The sequence below is a fragment of the Parasphingomonas frigoris genome (assembly GCF_036663815.1).
Classification (GTDB): Bacteria; Pseudomonadota; Alphaproteobacteria; order Sphingomonadales; family Sphingomonadaceae; genus Sphingomonas.
Genome location: NZ_JAXOJQ010000002.1, coordinates 35,363 through 54,669 on the forward strand (window position 1 = coordinate 35,363; position 19,307 = coordinate 54,669).

At 67.1% G+C, this 19,307-nt stretch carries 11 protein-coding genes; all 11 read left to right on the forward strand.

The window, feature by feature from the left end; genetic code table 11:
• The first annotated feature begins 57 nt into the window (after positions 1–57).
• The 11 genes from U1872_RS05425 to U1872_RS05475 all read left to right on the forward strand — a co-directional run bounded on the left by U1872_RS05425 (position 58) and on the right by U1872_RS05475 (position 19,224).
• A complete protein-coding gene (locus U1872_RS05425; RefSeq protein ID WP_332792764.1) occupies positions 58–1,173 on the forward strand; it encodes an ROK family transcriptional regulator in 1,116 nt (371 codons plus the stop codon).
• Positions 1,174–1,358: 185 nt separating this feature from the next.
• Complete coding sequence (locus U1872_RS05430) at positions 1,359–2,321, forward strand: ROK family protein (RefSeq protein WP_332791875.1); 963 nt, start codon at positions 1,359–1,361, stop codon at positions 2,319–2,321.
• The gene (locus tag U1872_RS05435; protein WP_332791876.1) at positions 2,314–3,690 is read left to right on the forward strand and encodes a sugar porter family MFS transporter; all 1,377 of its coding nucleotides are present in this window, start codon (positions 2,314–2,316) and stop codon (positions 3,688–3,690) included. Before U1872_RS05430 ends, U1872_RS05435 begins: the two co-directional genes overlap by 8 nt.
• Positions 3,687–5,201 (forward strand): glycoside hydrolase family 32 protein, encoded by a 1,515-nt coding sequence (locus tag U1872_RS05440; RefSeq protein ID WP_332791877.1) that lies wholly within the window; start codon positions 3,687–3,689, stop codon positions 5,199–5,201. Before U1872_RS05435 ends, U1872_RS05440 begins: the two co-directional genes overlap by 4 nt.
• 115 nt (positions 5,202–5,316) lie before the next feature.
• On the forward strand, positions 5,317–8,166 hold the full coding sequence (locus U1872_RS05445) for a TonB-dependent receptor (RefSeq protein ID WP_332791878.1): 2,850 nt from the start codon (positions 5,317–5,319) through the stop codon (positions 8,164–8,166).
• 140 nt (positions 8,167–8,306) lie between these two features.
• The gene (locus U1872_RS05450) at positions 8,307–9,893 is read left to right on the forward strand and encodes a glycoside hydrolase family 32 protein (protein ID WP_332791879.1); all 1,587 of its coding nucleotides are present in this window, start codon (positions 8,307–8,309) and stop codon (positions 9,891–9,893) included.
• Positions 9,894–10,190: 297 nt separating this feature from the next.
• Positions 10,191–11,342 (forward strand): SGNH/GDSL hydrolase family protein, encoded by a 1,152-nt coding sequence (locus U1872_RS05455; RefSeq protein WP_332791880.1) that lies wholly within the window; start codon positions 10,191–10,193, stop codon positions 11,340–11,342.
• 809 nt (positions 11,343–12,151) lie between these two features.
• Positions 12,152–13,600 carry a carboxylesterase/lipase family protein gene (locus U1872_RS05460; RefSeq protein ID WP_332791881.1) on the forward strand — a complete coding sequence of 483 codons (1,449 nt, stop codon included), beginning with the start codon at positions 12,152–12,154 and terminating at the stop codon, positions 13,598–13,600.
• Between the two features lie 80 nt (positions 13,601–13,680).
• Positions 13,681–16,086, forward strand: a complete 2,406-nt coding sequence (locus tag U1872_RS05465) for a hypothetical protein (RefSeq protein ID WP_332791882.1) — start codon at positions 13,681–13,683, stop codon at positions 16,084–16,086.
• A gap of 148 nt (positions 16,087–16,234) precedes the next feature.
• On the forward strand, positions 16,235–16,927 hold the full coding sequence (locus U1872_RS05470) for an endonuclease/exonuclease/phosphatase family protein (protein WP_332791883.1): 693 nt from the start codon (positions 16,235–16,237) through the stop codon (positions 16,925–16,927).
• Entirely contained in the window at positions 16,927–19,224 is a 2,298-nt protein-coding gene (locus U1872_RS05475; RefSeq protein WP_332791884.1) for a patatin-like protein, read from the forward strand. The genes U1872_RS05470 and U1872_RS05475 overlap by 1 nt, the downstream gene beginning before the upstream one ends.
• Positions 19,225–19,307: the final 83 nt, after the last annotated feature.

Genomic DNA, 19,307 nt, shown 5'->3' on the forward strand with positions numbered 1-19,307 from the left:
GCGGCCCGTTTCGCGCCCCGCGGACATATGCAACGAGAAGGAAACGGCGTGGAAACGATGCGGCGGGGTACGAACGCTGGGGGAATGCGTCGGTATAACGAGCGGCTCATCCTGTCGGCGGTGCGACGCCTGAATGGCGCGTCCAAAGCGGAGCTCGCGCGCATGACCGCGCTCTCCCCTCAAGCTGTCGTGCGCATCGTCGACGAACTCGATGGCATCGGTCTATTGTACCAGGCTGGCAAACGCACCGGCGGGATGGGGCAGCCCGCAACGATCTATCGAATCAATGGGAAGCGGGGATATACGATCGGCGTCGAGGTCGGGCGCGGCGACACCACGCTGGTCCTGCTGGACTTTGATGGGCAGCGTAAGGCGATCTGCCGCCACGCTGGCTCTTTCCCCTCGATCGATACGGTCCTGCGGCATATCGACGCGTTCATCACCGAACATCTCGAATCGGCCGATTTGTCGAATGGCGAAACATTCATGGGCATCGGCATCGCCCTGCCGTGGTTCCTCGGCGAATGGCGCGACGAGCTGGGCATATCGGCAGATCAGGCCGAGGAGTGGCGGCGCGCCGACGTGGCGGATCGCCTTCAGGCCGGCCTCACGCAGCCTGCATTTTTTGAGAACGACGGCAACGCTTCCGCACTAGCGCAGCTCCTCTGTGGTGCCGGCGTCGATCTGCAGGATTTTCTGGCCGTGAACATCGGTACCTTCGTCGGCGGCGGTCTCGTGCTTGGCGGCCGGGTGCATCAGGGGCGGCATGGGAACGCAGGCGCACTGGCATCGATGCCCGTCTGCGCCGCTGGCAAGAGCGATTATCTCATTCACCACGCCTCGCTTTATGCCCTCGACAAGGACCTTGCCGCGGAGGAGCGGTCCGCCTGGACACACCGCTGCATCGAAGCCCTCGCCTTCGTGATTACGAGCGCGGGCAGTCTGCTCGACCTCGAGGCGGTCATCATCGACGGCGCGCTTCCCACGGAAAGCCTCGACGAGATAGCGATCGGGCTGCGACGGCATTTCGCGACCCATGCCCCCCCGGATTTCTTCGCTCCCGAAATCCGGAACGGCACGCTCGGCAGCGTAGCCGCAGCCGTTGGTGCCGGCCTGTTGCCGCTCCACGCCAGCTTCACCCCGGACCTCGCCAGCCTTTTCAAACGAGACTGATCGGCCCTGGCGACACCGATCATCCTAAGTCACGCCGACCAAATGCTTATCCACGCTTGACAGACTAACTCACACTAGTAGATTTAGTGTCAGACCGCGTAGGCGTGGCTAGTGTCAGGAGAGGAACAGCGTGCTCGTCCCATTTGAAATTCTAGCCGGGCGTGCGTCTGCGCGAGCCTGCGTCGATGGTTGAGCCATTGCTCCTCGGCGCGATCGAAGCCGGCGGTACCAAGTTTCTCTGCGCGGTCTCCGATCGCGACGGCGTGATCCTGCGCCAGACGCGTATTCCCACCACCACGCCCGATGAGACGCTGAGCGCGGCGAGCGCTTTTTTTGCCGATGCGGCGGCGCAGCACGGGGTGCTGTCGGCCTTTTCGATCGGCAGTTTTGGTCCCCTTTCGCTCAATCCGGTGGCGAGCGATTACGGCTGCATCACCTCGACGCCGAAGGCCGGCTGGCAGGACGTCGACCTGCTCGCCCATTTCCGCGGCACGATCGATGCTCCGACGGCGCTCGACACCGACGTCAACTGCGCGGCGGTCGGCGAGCGCCTGTTCGGCAGCGGACAAGGGCTCGACACCTTCTGTTACGTGACCGTCGGCACCGGCATCGGTGTTGGCGTATTGATCAACGGCGCGCCGCACGGTGGTGCGAACCATCCCGAGGCGGGCCATATCAAGCTGCCGCGCGCTGCGGGGGACGATCAGTTCGCCGGGACATGTCCGTATCACGGAGATTGCCTCGAAGGTCTTGCCAGCGGGCCTGCCATGCATTCGCGTTGGGGCGCGCCGGCAGAGACACTGCCGGCCAGTCACCAGGCCTGGGATATCGAGGCGGATTACCTTGCCGGGCTTTGTGCGACGCTCACCTATATCGTGCGTCCCGACCGCATCATCATCGGCGGCGGGGTCATGCAACCCCCGATGTACGACCGCGTCCGGCGTGCGCTTACCGGCAAGCTCGCCGGCTACGACTCCAGCATGCGTGCGATCGACATGGCCGACTATGTCGCCGCACCGACGGCGGGATCATCGGCAGGTCTGACCGGCGCGCTCGCCCTCGCCTATCGCACCGCGACGCGACAGTGGCCGATGCATTGGGGCATCGCCGAAACCCCCTCCATCGAAGCGGAAACCGCGCATGCATAGTATCGTACACCCGGGCGACGTTGGCAGCGTCGATGACGCGCGGGCAACGCCCGCGATCATCATGAGCGCAGCGGGTGCCGCGCTCGGCGGCCTGCTGTTCGGTTTCGATACCGCGGTGATTTCCGGTGCGACCACCGCGCTGCAGAACCAGTTCGGGCTGACCCCGGCCTCGTTGGGCTTCACCGTCGCGTCCGCTTTGATCGGCACCGTCCTCGGGTCGCTCGTCGCGGGCGTGCCGGCCGATCGATATGGCCGCAAGGCGATCATGCTGTCGGTCGCGATCGCGTATGTGATTTCGTCGCTTGGCACCGGGCTGGCGCACGACTGGTCGGTTCTGATCGCCTTTCGTCTGCTCGGTGGCGTGGCGATCGGCGCCGCCTCGGTGGTAACGCCGATCTATATTGCAGAGGTGTCCCCGGCGCGCTTCCGTGGGCGCCTGGTGGCGATGAACCAGCTCAACATCGTGCTCGGCATTCTGATCGCCTTCCTCTCCAACTATTTCATCGCGCAGGCGCTGCCGCCCGAAACGGCCTGGCGCTGGATGTTCGGGATCGTCGCGATCCCCTCGGCGGTGTTCCTCGTGGTCACGTTTTTCCTCCCCGAAAGCCCCCGATGGCTCGCCGTCAATGGGCACCGTGAGCGCGCCGTCACCGCGATGACCCGGCTGGGGTTCGGCGATCCTAATGCCGAGCTGCTCCGCATCGAGGCCGCCGATACGCGCGAAGCCGCCAAGGGCGCCCCGCGCCTCTTCCAGGCGGCGAACACGCTGCCCGTCACCTGCGCGATCGCGATCGCGATGTTCAATCAGCTCTCGGGCATCAACGCCCTGCTGTATTACGCACCGCGGATCTTCGAGCTGGCGGGAGCCGGTGCCGACAGCGCGTTGCTGCAATCGGTCGCGGTGGGTGGCACCAATTTGCTGTTCACGGCGCTGGCGCTGTTCCTGATCGACCGGTTCGGGCGCAAGCCGCTCCTTTTCGTCGGCTCGATCCTGTGTGCGGCGGCCTTGCTGCTGGTCGGCTGGCAGCTCGAACGCGCTGCGCCCGACGGCACGCTGATCCTCGCCGGGCTACTGGTCTTCATCGCCGCCTTCGCGGTCAGCCAGGGGGCGGTGATCTGGGTATTCATCTCCGAGGTCTTCCCGAGCTCGGTTCGCGGCAAGGGCCAGGGGCTCGGCTCGACGACGCACTGGGTGATGGCGGCGATCATCACCTGGCTGTTCCCGGTGGTCGCCGGCGCGGTCGGCGGCTGGGTGTTCGCCTTTTTCGGCGCGATGATGCTGCTCCAGTTCGTCTGGGTGTGGAAGGTGATGCCCGAAACCAACGGCGTCGCGCTCGAAGACATGGATCTGCGGGGGACGGTGGCATGAAGCGGATCGCCCTCTTCCTGGCGGCCAGCGCCGCGCTCGCCACCCCGGCGTTCGCGCAGCGTGCCGATCCGCGCCCGACCTATCACTTCGCGCCGGCGGCGAACTGGATGAACGATCCCAACGGGCTCGTCTATTACGACGGCGAGTATCATCTGTTCTTCCAGTACAACCCGCACGGCGATCGCTGGGGGCACATGAACTGGGGCCATGCGGTGAGCCGCGACCTGGTGCACTGGCAGGAACTGCCGATCGCGATCCCGGAGACCGCCGACGTGATGGCCTTTTCGGGCAGCGCGGTGGTCGACTGGAACAATTCCAGCGGCTTCGGCCGTGACGGCAAGCCGCCGATGATCGCCATCTATACCGGGCATAATCCCAAGGCGAAGCTGCAATCGCAATATGTCGCCTACAGCAACGATCGCGGGCGGACCTGGACCGTGCACGGCGAAGTGCTGAGCGTCGGTTCGCCCGAATTCCGCGACCCCAAGGTCTTCTGGCATGCGGCGACCAAGCGCTGGGTGATGGTCGCGGTGATGGCGCTCGAGAACCGCGCCGTCGTCTTCACCTCGCCCAACCTCAAACAATGGACCTTCGCCAGCAGCTTCGGGCCCGCCGGCGGCCGCGGCAAGAATTGGGAATGCCCCGATCTGTTCGAGCTTCCGGTCGAGGGCGGCGCGCCCGGCGAGACGCGCTGGGTGCTCGGCATCAACCTCGGCGACAGCGCGGTCGGCGGCGGCTCGGGTGGCCAATATTTCGTCGGAGACTTCGACGGGACGAAGTTCACCCCGGTGCAGGGCTGGCCGAGCGATCCGCAGTGGATGGATTATGGCGCGGATTTCTACGCCGCAGTGTCGTGGAACGACCTGCCCAAGGACGATCCGCGCCGGATCTGGATCGGGTGGGCGAACGACTGGCGCTATGCCGAGACGATCCCGACCTGGCCGTCGCGCGGGCTGATGACGGTGCCGCGTCAGGTCACGCTGCGGAAATCCGCGGACGGGTATCGCATCCTGCAGGCGCCGGTACGCGAAGTCGCGTCGCTCCACGGCGGTCGCAAGGACTTCGCCGCCACGCTGAGCGATCGCCCGATTGCGCTCCCGATCGAGGGCGGCTCCGCGGACCTCGAGTTCGCCATCGACGGCGGGTCTTCGGAACAGGTGGCGATAACGCTGACCGATGCGCAGGGCTATCAGACCGTGGTCGGCGTCAATCCGAGCGTGAACGAGGTCTTCGTCGATCGGACCCGCTCGGGCCCGCATTTCCACGACGGCTTCGAAACGCGCCACGTGGCACCGGTCGATCTGGCATCGCACCGGGTGAAGCTGCGAATTTTGGCGGACGAGTCGATCCTCGAAGTGTTCGTCAATGATGGCGAGCGCACGATCACCGACCGTTTCTTCCGGGGCGGCGGCCCACTGCGCTGGAGCGCCTCGGCACGCGGCGGTCCGGCGCAGCTCAAGCTGACCGCGTGGACGATGAACGGGCGCGCCGTGAAAGGCGCGGGCAAGTGATGGCAAATCACCCGCTCTGTTCGGTAACCAAGCCCGTGCCGACCTGACCGGCTGGGCCCGCGGCCCAGTCCAGCGACATTTCTAAATAATAACGAACGTAATAAAAGGGGATTTTATGACGAGGTCTTTCCACGTCCTGTTGACGTCGGCTGCAGTTCTACCGCTGGTCATCGCAAGCGCCGCTGCGGCGCAAACGCAACCGGCGCCCACGACAAACCAGGCCGGCGCGGCACAGACGCCGACGGCGGTCGCTCCGCAGTCCGATACCGCGCCCGCGAGCGATGCGCCCGGCGGCGACATCGTCGTGACGGGCTACCGCGCCGCGCTCGGGTCGGCGCAGCAGGTCAAGCGCAACTCCGATTCGATCGTCGATGCGATCGTCTCCGATGACATCGGCAAGCTTCCCGACAACAACGCCGCCGAGGCGATCTCGCGGATCGTCGGCGTCACCGTCACGCGCTACAATGACGAAGCGGGCGTCATTCTGGTGCGCGGTCTGCCCGACGTCGCGACCACCTTCAACGGGCGCGAATTCTTTTCGGCCGAAGACCGCGTCCTGCATCTGCAGGATTTCCCGGCGGGCGTCGCGGCGGGGATCGAGGTCTACAAGTCCGGCACCGCAGACCTGATCGAACCCGGCCTGGCCGGCCTCGTGAACCTGCGGTCGCGCCGTCCGTTCGATGTGAAGGACACAGAGATCGCGGGTGAAATCCGCGGATCGTACAACGACCAGTCGAAGTCGTTCGATCCAGCGGGGAACCTCCTGCTGACCAAGCGCTGGGATACGCCGATCGGCGAAATCGGGGCGCTAGTGAATTTCAGCTATGTCCGCTCGACCTATCGCAATGCGGATCGCTACGCCGATTCCGCCGTCATCACACCCCGCGGCTTCGGGCTCGATGATCCCGCAGACGACATCCGTGTGACCACGCCCGGTGTCGGCAATTTCAACTTTCCGGCGAACGCCGGCAATTTCTACGAGAAGGGCGTCCGGTACCGTCCCGCGGTCAACGGGACGATCCAATGGCGGCCGTCCGCCAATCTGGAAGTCTACGCCGAGGGTCTGTGGCAGGCCTATCGCGGCAACGTGCTGCGCGACTCCTTCAACGTCAATTTCGAACGGCGTGACGCGAATGGCGTAGCGCCGACGCTCAGCAACGTCGTGCTGGTGCCTGGCGAGCCCGACAAGGCGGCGAGCTTCACCAAAACCGGCGGCTACGTTCCCGAATTCTCGCGCGTGGCGCAGGACGATCGCACCGACACCTATCAGGCTGCGTTCGGGTTCAAGTGGAAGACCGGCCGCGCGGCGATTTCCGGAGACTTCGCCTATACCAACAGCCGCTACAAGGCGACGGAGATCACCGTCGATTCCCAGCTCGCCACGGCTCCGACCATCAACGTCGACTGGAACGCGCGCGGGTCGGCAGTGTTCGATCTGGGCGGGTACGACATCACCAACCCGAACAACGCGCGCTGGCGCGGGTTCAACCAGAAGGAGTTCGTGTCAAAGGGCGACGGCCTCCAGGGTCGTCTCGATCTCGATCTCACGACCGACTGGGGATTTGTACCGCACCTGCAATTCGGCGTCCGCGTGAGCGACCGCAATTCATCCTCCCAGAACAACAGCCGCTACGCATACGTCGCCGGGCTGAACATCCCGCTTGCCAGCTTGCCGACCGGCGCGCTCGAGAGCGTGACTGACGGGTTCAGGGACGACCCGCAACGCTTCAAGAACTGGCTCGCCCCCAATCGCGACGCGATCATCGCCAACAGCGAAGCGCTTCGCCAGCTTGCCTATCAATCGGTCCAGAAGGCGACGATCCTGTTCCCGAACGACGGCGGCATTCGCGACGCCGTGACCAAATATGCGACGGCGGCGATCCCGGTCGATCCGTTGGGCGGCTTTACCGCGAGCGAGACGAGCTATGCGTTCTACGGTCAGGGCAAGTTCGCCTTCGACCTCGGCGGCATCTCGATCGACGGCACCGCCGGCGCGCGCGTCATCAACACCGACGGCCGGTATCGCGGGTTCAGCAGCGTGGGCAGCAACGGCGGCGTGGCATTCGTGCCGACTGTCACCAAGCAGAACTATGTCGATGTCCTGCCCTCCGCGATCGCGCGCGTCCGCTTCTCGCGCGAATGGCAGGTCCGGCTCGGCTACACGCAGACTCGCACGCGCCCGAGCTTCGGCCAGCTCAACCCGTCGCTCAACATCACGACCAACAGCCCGGGGCCGGACGGCTCCCCGCCGCAGTTCGACGCGACCGGGTCGGGCGGCAACCCGAACCTGCGCCCACTGACGTCGAAGAACTATGACGCGACCCTGGAATGGTATTTTTCCAAGAACGGGTCGGCATCGGTTGCGGCTTTCTATCGCGACCTCGACGGCTTCATCGGCAACTACACGCAAGTCGTGAACGATCCGATCTACGGCCGTCTCCAGCTCAATCGGCCGGAGAATGCCGGCAAGGGCCGCATCAAGGGCCTGGAAGCGTCCGCGCAGACCTTCTTCGACTTCCTGCCAGGGCTGCTGTCGGGATTGGGCGTGCAGGCCAACGGCACCTATCTGGACGGCACGAACGAACTGCCCCAGGTGCTGGGCGAAGGCGATCGCCAGGTGCAGATCACCGGCCTCTCCAAATGGGCGTATAATCTGACCGGCTTCTACGAGAAGGGGAAGGTCTCGACACGCCTCTCCTACAATTGGCGCTCGGGTTACACGACCAGCTACAATCGCAACATCAACGAGACGCAATATGCGGGTGAGCTCGTCCGGCCGGTCGCCCGACTGGACTTTTCGGCGAGCTATGAACCCGTGAAGGGCATCTCCATCGTCGCGAACGTCAGCAACATTCTGGGGCAACCGTTCAACAACTACCGTTACTATAACGAGACGCAGTATTTCGGGCGCGATCTGCGGGTCGAGGGGCGGTATTTCAGCCTCGGCGCGCGCTTCAAGATGTAGCCGGCACGGCCGGTGCAGCGCAGCCATTCTGCGCCGCACCGGCCTCGCCATCCAGGCACCCGCCCGGCCATTCGTCTCGTCAGCACCGCGCCGGAAGCCGAGGCGCGGTGCGCGGGCGCGCGACATTAGGATCATCGGCATTGACCCGCGAGACAGTCTACACCCGACGCACGACGCTCGGCATGGTCGCCGCCCTGCCCTTCGCAACCGCCTGCGGGTTGGCATCGGCGCGTACTCTGGGTTCATCTGCGCCCGGTATGGCGTCTTCCGCTCCGACCGCGGACGGTCGCCCCCGCTATCACATCGCCGCGCCGCCCGGGGGCTGGATCAACGATCCGCAACGCCCCCTCAAGCTGGGCGATACATGGACCTTGTGGGCGCTCTACAATCCCACCTTCCCCAAAGGCGGCACCAACTGGCGCCGCTGGACCTCCACCGATCTGGTGTCCTGGCAGGATCGCGGCATCGCCATCCCCCGCAACACGACGCCGTTCGGCGATGTGTGGAGCGGCAGCACCGTTATCGACACCGACAATAGCGCCGGTTTCGGCGCTGGCGCGCTCGTCACGCTCGTGACCATGCCCGTGCCCAAGGTCGGCCAGTCGTGCGCCTTGTGGTACTCGACCGATGGCGGCGCGAGCTTTGCCTTCCACGGGATCGTCCTGCCGAATTTCCCGGGGAACAAGGATTTTCGCGATCCCACCGTCTTCTGGCACGCAGCGACGCGCCGCTGGGTGATGACGCTGTCCCAACAGGGCAAGATCGGTTTCTATACCTCCGCCGACTTGAAGGCCTGGTCCTATGCCAGCGGGTTCGCATCGTCCGAGGTCGGGCCGATCATGGAATGCTCGCACCTGTTCAATCTCCACCTCTACGCTGCGGACGGCACGGTCGTGGCCGACAAGTGGATCCTGCTGGTCGGCGGCAATGGGACCAAGCGTGGCTTCACCGTCGGCACCTATTATTGGGTCGGCGATTTCGACGGAGTCACCTTCACGCCGACGACCAGCGGACAGTGGCTCGACGGCGGCGCGGATTTCTATGCGACCGTCGTCTGGACGGACCCGGCACAGTCGGACCCGCTTGCTTCAGCCTATGCAATGGCGTGGATGAGCAACTGGGACTATGTGAAGCAGACGCCCGTGACGCGGGGCTATCAGGGGCAGCTCAGTCTCGTTCGCCAGCTGCGGCTGGCGCTGGTCGGCACGGTGCCGCGCCTGCTCAGCACACCGCTGGCCGCGCAGAACACGGTGTTCGGGCGGACCGTGATCGGCGCCGATCGCGCGATCACTGACGGATCGGCCTATGCCTGGCCACTGGCAGCGCGGGCGACCGCCTTGCGTCTTGACTTCACGCTACGCCGCCTGGGCACAGCCTGGCCTGCCACGGTGTCGCTGTCGGTGCGAAAGGACGACCGGTTCGCCACGCGTCTGTCATTCGCGCTGCGGGACAATCATATCGCTTTATCGCGCAGCGCGAGCGGACCGGATGCGCCAGACGTCGGCGCGTGGCGCGAGGATCGCAGCGTTTCCTGCGACTTCTCGGGCGACCGCGTTGTGGTCAGCGTGTTTGTCGATTCGGGTTCGATGGAAGTGTTCGTGAACCAAGGCGCAGCAACCCTGTCGGAGCTGATCACCGCGCCGCTGGATGCCGTGGCGCTCGAATTGGTGGCTGTCGACGGGAGCGTCGCGGTATCGGATGTCGTGGTGAGGCGAATTGCCGAATGACGCTTAGCCGCCGCGTTTGAAGCTTGGGGTATCGCCTTTCGCGCACTGCCTTTCCCGCGGTATAGACCGACAAAAGAGGGGAAGCTTGAGATGACACGATCTGGTGCGGCGCTACTTCTTGCCCTGACCGTGATTTCCATGCCCGCCGCCGGAGCGCCACCGCGCCCTGCGGAGACTCCGGCTGCGTCTGATCGCACGTGGGTTGCGGTGTGGGGATATGTCGTGTCGCCGCCCCCGCCCGGCCAGCCGTCTACTGCGTCTATGCCGTCCGCACGGGCGGTCGTTCCACTCGGCCCTGTGAGCGGTCCGGCCACCCCGCCCAGCCCGCCCCGGCTGATCGACAATCCGGGCCATGTGCCGATCGACACCGGCACCGTCGACCTCGTCAACGCGACCATTCGGCAGGTGGTGCGAGTCTCGGCGGCAGGGACTGCCATACGCCTGCGCCTGTCGAACGAAGGCGGCGTTGACCCTCTCGCGATCGGGGCGATGCACGTCGGCATCGCGGGGCCTGACGGATCGGTTCTCCCCGGCACCGATCGCGTCGTGACCTTCGCCGGCCTGACCGGCACGAACATCCCGGCCGGAGCGCCGTTGCTCAGCGATCCCGTGGCGCTGCCGGTCAGGGCGCTCGATACGCTGGCGGTCTCGCTCCATGCGCCGGGTCGACTGCCGGTTCGCGGCGTACGATCGCTGTGGCAGTATGTCGCCGGCCCGAGCGGCGACAGCAGCGCGATGTCGACGCTACCCCAGGTCCGCTTGGCCAGCGCACCGGTTATCCTCACGCAGGTGGAAGTCGCGCCCACCCAGCCGACCAATGTGATCGTCGCGCTCGGCGACTCGATCACCGAAGGGTATGGCGCAACCAACAACGCCTTCCGCGGCTGGACCGATCGCCTGGCCGAACGCCTTTCGACGCGATCGGGCAAACAGCACTGGGCGGTGCTGAATGCCGGCATCGGCGGCAATCGCCTGCTCGGCTACGGTACAGGTCCAAACGCCCTCGCGCGGTTCGACCGGGATGTGCTGAGCGTGCCCGGCGTGAAGGTCGTTATCCTGCTCGAGGGCATCAACGACATCGGTCGCAGCTTCAGCCCCAGCGGGCCAAGCGACCCGGTAACAGCCGACGCGCTGATCGCGGCGGACAAGCAGATCATCGCACGCGCGCACGAGCACGGCATCCGCGTAATCGGCGCTACCCTCACCCCTTACAAGGACGCCGGCTACGCGAGCGAGAAAGGCGAAGCCGTCCGGCAAGCGCTCAACAGTTGGATCAGCACTTCAGGTGCTTTCGACGGCGTGATCGATTTTGCGGCCGCGGTCGCCGACAAGACCGACCCGCAAAAGATTGCCGCCGGCTTCAACGACGGTGACAAGCTTCACCCGAATGATGCGGGCTACAAGGCAATGGCAGACGCGGCTGATCTGCGTGTGATCACCGGAATGTGAACGGCGCACGTCGGAGCCTCCCGACCGTCCGGCGGCTGAGCGTAGTGCGCTTCCCTTAAACGCTGGTTCGTTCGCTTGCCTTGGACAAAGCGGCGGCCGCGATCGCTTGATCAGCGCCGCCAGCGACAAGACCGTAAGCGCCCGTGCCACGCCCGCTGGGTAGACTAAAGCCGGATCTATGCTATCCTTTGAGTAGGAGAGCTATCGATGGAACGGGTACACCCCCATGTCGACCAGTGCAACTTTGCATGGCACTGCGCAATGAGCGTTCTGGCGATCCTCTTTGTGCTAGGCATCGTCTGGCTGCTCACCTGACTGCAACAGAGCTTGAAGTCGAATTTCGATGCTCGTCGACCTGATTTCGGCGCCGTTCATAGTGTTTTCGTCGTCAGACCAGCCACAGGAAAGCGTTCACGCTGCCCTTACCAATTTTAGAGACGATCAACTTGGTATTGGGAAGCGTTTCTGGTAGAGTTTATCTCGGTATTAAACATTCCTCCTCGGCATTGTTCGCTTTGTGCCGGGGCCATTGCCCTTTTGATTGCCCTGCTATTTGCCGCCGATCTATTTTGAAGATCGTGTTGGACATCGCGTGACCTGGGCCACGGTTTCACGTCGCCGATACCTTGGCTACTTCGGCTTCCATATGCCCGTGGCGTGGGCGGCCCCTAACCTCGACGCTCGCTTGGCACCGAGCATCGGCAAGGCGTCTCAGATTGTTCGCGAGCCGGTCTCCGCGCTGCGGAGCGCTGTCGCATCCTGGCGCGCGATGCGGTAGCAGTCGCACGTCGCATCGAGGGATCTACCGCATGACATCGCATCGCCTGCTCGCCTTGCTGACCAGCGTCGCGCTCGCCGCTTCCGCCGCCGCCCCCGCCACCGCGCGCCCCGCACCCGCGCCGGTCGTGCAAACCAGCACCGGCAGCCTGCGTGGCGCGATTGCCGACGGCGTCGCCAGCTGGAAGGGTATCCCGTTTGCCACACCCCCGATCGGCGCGCTGCGCTGGCGCGCGCCGCAACCCGTCGCGCCATGGCCCGGCGTGCGCGACGCGACCGCCTATTCGCATGATTGCATGCAGCTGCCCTTCCCCAGCGATGCCGCGCCGCTCGGCACGCAGCCGGCCGAGGACTGCCTCTACGCCAATGTCTGGAAACCCGCCGCCGCGCGCGGCAAACTGCCGGTGATCGTGTGGATCTATGGCGGCGGGTTCGTCAACGGCGGGGCCTCGCCGCCGACCTATGCCGGTGCCGCGCTCGCCCGGCAGGGCGTGGTGGTGGTCAGCTTCAACTATCGCGTCGGGCGCTTCGGCAGCTTCGCCTTCCCGCAGCTCACCGCCGCCGATGCCGATGGCGGGCGGCTCGGCAATTATGGGATCATGGACCAGATCGCGGCGCTGCAATGGGTCCGGCGCACCGTCGCGCGCTTCGGCGGCGACCCGGCGAACGTGACGATCATGGGCGAAAGCGCCGGCGGCCGCTCGGTCCACGCGCTCGTCACATCGCCGCTGGCGACCGGGCTGTTCGGCAAGGCGATCGTGATGTCGGGCGGCGACGCCCGCTCCGATCCCGCCGCCACCCTCGCCGGCGCCGAGCAGATCGGCATTGCCTTCGCAAGGAACAAGGGGATCGACCCCACCGCCCCCGATGCACTCGCGCGGTTGCGCGCGCTGAGCGCCGAGCAGGTCACCGACGGCCTCAACCTGGCCACCATGCCCCGCCCCGGGGCCGGGCCGGCGACCTATGGCGGCCCGTTCGTCGACGGCACGGTGGCCGTCGACATCCGCCGCGTCTATGCGAGCGGACGCTTCGCCAAGGTGCCGATGCTGATCGGGGCGACCAGCGCCGACATTGGCGGAACGAAGGGCTCGATGATCGCGGGCGGGCGCGAGGTGGCCGCGTTGCTGGCCGACACGGGCATGCCGGTGTGGGCGTATCGCTTTTCCTATGTCGCCGATTCGATCGGCACGCCCGGCGCGCAGCATGCCTCCGACATCCCCTATTTCCTCGACACCGCGGACATTAAATATGGCGCCGCGACGACGCCGAAGGACAAAGCGGTCGCCCGGGCGATCAGCCGCGCGATCGTCACCTTCGCGCGCACCGGCACGCCAAACGGCGCCGGCCTGCCGAACTGGCCGCGCTATGCCCGCGCCACCGACCAGCTGATGGACTTCGGCGCCGACGGCACGGCGGTCGCCCGGGCCGATCCGTGGGGCGCGGAGATCGACGCCAAGCAGGCCGCCATCCCGGGCAAGTGACCCCGCTCCCGGCCACGCTTCGCCGCGATCGCGCGACAAGCCGCATTGTGCATCGGCGCCCGCGGCACTAGCCATGCGCCATGCGCGCTTCCCTCCCCGGCGTTTTCCGCCTGTTCCCGATCCTGTGCCTGTTCGGACTGCTCGCGAGCGCCGTCGCGGTGCGCGCGGCCTCCTCCTCCTTCGACCTGGTCGGACCGCGGCTCAGCGTCGTCGTTACGCGCGACGGCGTCACGCTGCCGCTCGAGCGCGTCCCCAACCTTGCCGAGGGCGACAAGCTCGAGATCAAGCTCGAATCGCTGCCCGGCCATGACGAGCATTACCGCATGGTCGCAGTGTTCCTTCGCGGCGCGGTCGACCGGCCCGAAAAGGGCTGGTTCCGCGAGGCGATGAGCTGGAAACCGAGCAACGCCACGCTCTCGCTGGTCGTCCCCAAGAGCGCGCAGCAAATGGCGCTGTTCATCGTCCCCGAGAGCGGCGGCGGCGCCAACGCGATCGTATCGGCGGTGCGCAAGCAGCCCGGCGCGTTCGTGCGCGCGGTGCAGGAGCTCAACCAGGCGTCGCTCGACCGCGCCCGGCTCGACACCTTCCTGCGCGAGATGCAGGCGGCCGAGCGCAAGCAGCCCGCCAGCCTTGCCGCGGTCTCGCCCGTCCTGACGCGCAGCCTCGCGGTCAAGCTCAAGGCCGAATGCCTCGCGCAGCCGACCGAATTGCAGTCCGCCTGCCTGACCGGCGACCGCGAGACGCTGCTGCTTGCCGACACGCACAGCTCGGCGCTGGCCGATACGCTGGCGGGAACGCCGACCGACCTCGCCTTCCAGCTGAGCGCGACGCCGCAAGCGGGCTACGGCTCATACAGCTCGTATATCGGCGTGGTGCGCGACCTGTTCCGGATGTTCGGCGCGTTCCAGTCGACGCAGCTGCAGTTCATCCCCGCGCTCGGCCAGATGGCCGACGGGCGCGTCACCGTGCTGCTCAACACGCCGGTGTCGTTCGCCAAGCCGACCTCGGTGATGGTCGTCGCCTTGCCCGCGATCGAGGCGCCCAAGCCGCCGCCGCTGCGGCGCTCGGCGCCCGAGGGGCTGCTCTGCGCCGATACCGATCTCGTGCTGCCGGTCGAGGGTGCACCGCTGATCTACGCGACGGGCTATGCGCACGACATGACCTTGCGGCTCAAGCGGCTCGACGGGACGCAGGCCGAACTGCCGGTCCGCGCCGACCCGAGCGTCGGCGGCTACGTCGCCGTTGGCGCGCTGCCGTTCGGCCCGTTCGGCCCGGTGATCGCGGCGCAGCTGCACGGCGCGTGGGGCTTCTCGTCGTTCGACGGGCCGAGCTTCCTGCTGTCGAAGCCCGACGATGGTCCGTGGCAGGCGACCGATCGCACCGCGTTGGTCGTCGGCCGCTCGAACGAGCTCGAACTGACCGGGCCCGGCGCCGGCTGCGTGACGCGCGTCGCGCTGCGCCGCGGCGATTCGCCGGGTGATACGCTCGCCTGGAAGCAAGCGCCGAACGGCGCGATCATCGCCACCGTCCCGCTCGAAAAGGCCGAACCCGGCCCCGTCGCGATCCTGATCGAACGCAAGGGGGCGACCGCCCCCGCGGTTGTGACGCTGCGCGCGTCGCAGCAGGCGAGCAGCCTCGATGATCTCAGCATCCATGCCGGCGACGACCAGGCGATGCTCACCGGCACGCGGCTCGACCAGGTCGCCGCGGTGACGATCGGGGCGCTCACCTTCACGCCGGGCGCGCTCACCCGCGTCGACAAGCAAGACCGGCTGGTGCTCCAGCCGAGCGACCCGGCAAGCCTGCGCGCGATCGAGCCGGGCAAGTCGCTCGCGGCCGACATCAGCTTCGTCGGGGGGCGGCACCGGACGCTGTCGGTGACGGTTGCCCCGCGCCGCACCTCGGTCGAATTCGTGCGGATCACCGCGCAGTCGGCCGCGCGCGAGGGCACGGTGCCGATCACCGTGGCGTCGCCCGGCGTGTTCGCGCAGGACGCACGGCTGACCTTTGCCTTCCGGGTAGACGGCGCCGCCAGCCTGACGGGCCGCGAGACGATCGAGATCGCCACCGCCGATGGCCGCGCCGCCGCGACCGTGCAGGGTGGCAAGGGCTATGATGTGCAGGATGCCAAGACCGGCATCGTCAGCTTCGAACCCGCCGAAGCGCTCGGCCCGGTCGCCTATGGGCCGCTGCGCTTCCGGCTGGTGCGCGACGGCGAGGCGTCGAGCTGGACCCCGCTCGCGACGATCGTCCGCCTACCCGAGATCCACTCGGTCAGCTGCACCGCGGGCAAGGCGTGCAAGCTGCTCGGCAACCGCTTCTTCCTGATCGACGCGGTCGGCACGACCGAGGATGCGCAGCAGAGCCAGCGCATCGCCGACGGCTTCGTCGGCACCGAGATCGTCACCCGTGCGGCCGCCGGCGGCCGCATCTTCCTGCATCTGCGCGACGCCCCGCAAGCCGTCGCCACCGTCACCGCGCGCTGACCCGGGTCGGCGCGCGGGGAACATCTGGCGCCGGCAGGGCTTCGGTTTATACGGGCAGCCTCGCCCATGCTTTCATGGAAATGCCGATGCCCGACGCCAGCGTGTTTCTCCGATCTGTCGCCGCCGCATCGCGCGGAGTCGGGCCCGCGTGATCAAGGTCGTCAGCTACAACATGCACAAGGGCGTCGGGCTCGATCGCCAGCGCGACCCGCGCCGCATCCTCGACGTGCTGCGCGAAATCGATGGCGACGTGATCGCGCTGCAGGAGGCCGACCGCCGCTTCGGCACCAAGGCGCGCGTCATCCCGCAGCATCTGATGGAAGAACAATCGCCGTGGCACGCCGTCCCGATCGGGCATGACCGCGCGAGCATGGGGTGGCACGGCAATGCCATTCTGGTGCGCAAGGGTGCGCCGGTGCAGGCCTGCGCCGCGCTGCATATCCCCGCGCTCGAGCCGCGCGGCGCGATCCGCGTCGATGTCGTCGCCAACGGCGTGCCGATCCGCGTGCTCGGCATGCATCTCGATCTGTCCGGACTGTGGCGCCGCAAGCAGGCGCGCGCGATCCTCGCGCATGTCGAGTCCTGCCCGGTCCGCCTGCCCGCGGTGCTGATGGGCGATCTCAACGAATGGACCCCGGCGGGCGGCTGCCTCCACGATTTCGGGCGCGACTATCCGAGCGTGCCGACCGGCCCGAGCTTCCACGCGCGCCGTCCGGTCGGGCGGCTCGACCGGATCATGACGCGCGGCTTCCGCGTGCTCGATCACGGCGTGCATGCCAGCGCGACCGCGCGCCGCGCCTCGGATCATCTGCCGATCTGGGCGGTGCTCGAGCCGCTGTGATGCGCGAGAAGGAGCTCCGCCTCGCGCTCGTCTGCTACGGCGGGATCAGCCTTGCCGTCTACATGCACGGCATCACCAAGGAAATCTGGCGCCTCGCACGCGCAAGCTCGAGCTTCCACGCGGTCGATGCCGCGCCCGCCACGGGCAGCGAAGCCGTCTACCGCGGACTGCTCGAGGAGATCGAGGCCGAGACCGGGCTCAAGCTGCGCGTGCTGGTCGACATCATCGCGGGCGCGAGCGCCGGCGGGGTCAACGGCATCTTCCTCGGCCAGGCGATCAGCACCGGGCAGAGCCTCGAGCCGCTGACCCAGCTCTGGCTCGATTCGGCCGACATCGAGGCGCTGGTCGACCCCAAGCAGGCGCCGACGCACCGCTTCACCAAGGCGTGGGCGCTGCCGCTCGCGTGGATGGCGGGGCGGCGCGGCGTCGACGATATCGAGCAACAGTTCGAGCCCGGCGCGCGCGAGGAAGTCCGCGCGAAGCTCTCGCACTTCGTCCGCTCGCGCTGGTTCGAGCCGCCGTTCGGGGGCGAGCGCTTCACCGGGCTGATCCTCGACGCGCTCGATGCGATGGCGGCGAGCGCGCCCGGGCGGCGGCTGCTGCCCGACGGCCAGCCGCTCGATTTGTTCGTCACCGTCACCGATTTCCGCGGCCATCCCGAGCGGCTGACGCTCAACTCGCCGCCCGAGGTGATGGAGACCGAACATCGCGTCGTCGTCACCTTCAGCGATCACGGCGTTGCCGGGGCGACGCTGGCCGACCCCGCCGAACTCGTTTTCGCCGGCCGCGCGACGTCGAGCTTCCCCGGCGCCTTCCCGCCCTTCATGGTCGGCGAGCTCGACCGCGTGCTGGCCGAGCGCAAGGTCGCCTGGCCCGGCCGCGCCGCCTTTCTCCAGCGCATCCTGCCGCGCCAGTTCGCCGCCAACGCCGCCGAGAGCGCAGTGCTGATCGACGGCTCGGTGCTCAACAACGCCCCGTTCCGCCCGGCGATCGAGGCGCTGCGCGAGCGCCCGGCACGCCGCCAGGTCGACCGCCGCTTCGTCTATATCGACCCCAATCCGCGAGGCGCGCTGACCTTCGGCACGACGCGCAGCGCGGTGCCGGGCTTCTTCCAGACGATCATCGGCGCGGTCACCGAACTGCCGCGCGCCCAACCGATCCGCGACAATCTCGAGGAAATCGCCGAACGCTCGCGCCAGATCGAGCGGATGCGCGCAATCATCGCCGGGATCCGGCCCGAGGTCGAAAAGCAGGTCGAGGAACTGTTCGGCTACACGCTCTTCCTCGGTTCGCCGACCGAGGCGCGGCTCAACACCTGGCGTCGCCGCGCGCAGGCGGCAGCGGCCAAGAGCGCGGGCTATGGCTATGCCGCTTACGGCCATCTCAAGATCAACGGCGTCGTCGAGGCGATCGCCGACCTGCTCCACCACGCCGGTGGCGAGCCCGGGCCGCAAAGCTGGCGGCGGATCCGTGACTATATCGGCCAGGCGGTCGCCGCGCGCGGTTTCGACGACATGCAGGCGAGTTTTGCCGGCGGTGCGAGTCCCAACACGATCGGCTTCCTGCGCACCTTCGACCTCGGCTTCCGCCTGCGCCGGCTGCGCCTGCTCGCGCGCCGCATCACCGATCTCGAGGGCGACCGCCCCGAGGCCGAGCTCGTCGCCTTGCGCGAGGCGATCTACGAAAGCCTCGCCGAATATCTCGAGTGCAAGCGCACCGATCGCTACGGCGCGCTGCGCAACGACGTGCGGCTGTTGCGCGGCGATGCCGGGGCGTTGCTCGACAAGCTCGGCGCGGCGATGGACCTGACCGCGCTCGACCGCCGCACCGAGCAGCGCCTCGCCGCCGCGTTCCAGGGGCTCGAGCGCGAGGTCAAGCGGCCGATCCTGCTGACCTATCTCGGCTTCCCCTATTTCGACGTCGCGACGCTGCCGCTGTTGCAGGGCGAGGGGCTCGACGAGTTCGATCCGATCAAGGTCGACCGGATCTGTCCCGACGACGCGACCGGCATCCGCAGCGGGGGCGCCGAGGCGACGCTCAAGGGTATCCAGTTCAACAGCTTCGGCGCCTTCTTCAGCCGCGCCTATCGCGAGAATGACTATCTTTGGGGGCGCCTGCACGGCGCCGAACGGCTGATCGACATCGTGCTGTCGGCGCTCGAACCGACGATGACGCTCAAGGCGGGGCGTGCCGCCGCGATCAAGCGCGCGGCGTTCCTCGCGATCCTCGACGAGGAATCCGAAAAGCTGACCGCGATCCCCGGCCTCTTCGAAACGCTGCGGCGCGAAGTGGGGTGATCTTCCTCCCCTCCCTGGAAGGGAGGGGAGGATCGAGAGCAAGCAGGCTGGCATTCGCGCGACGATCGCACTACCCTTCGCGC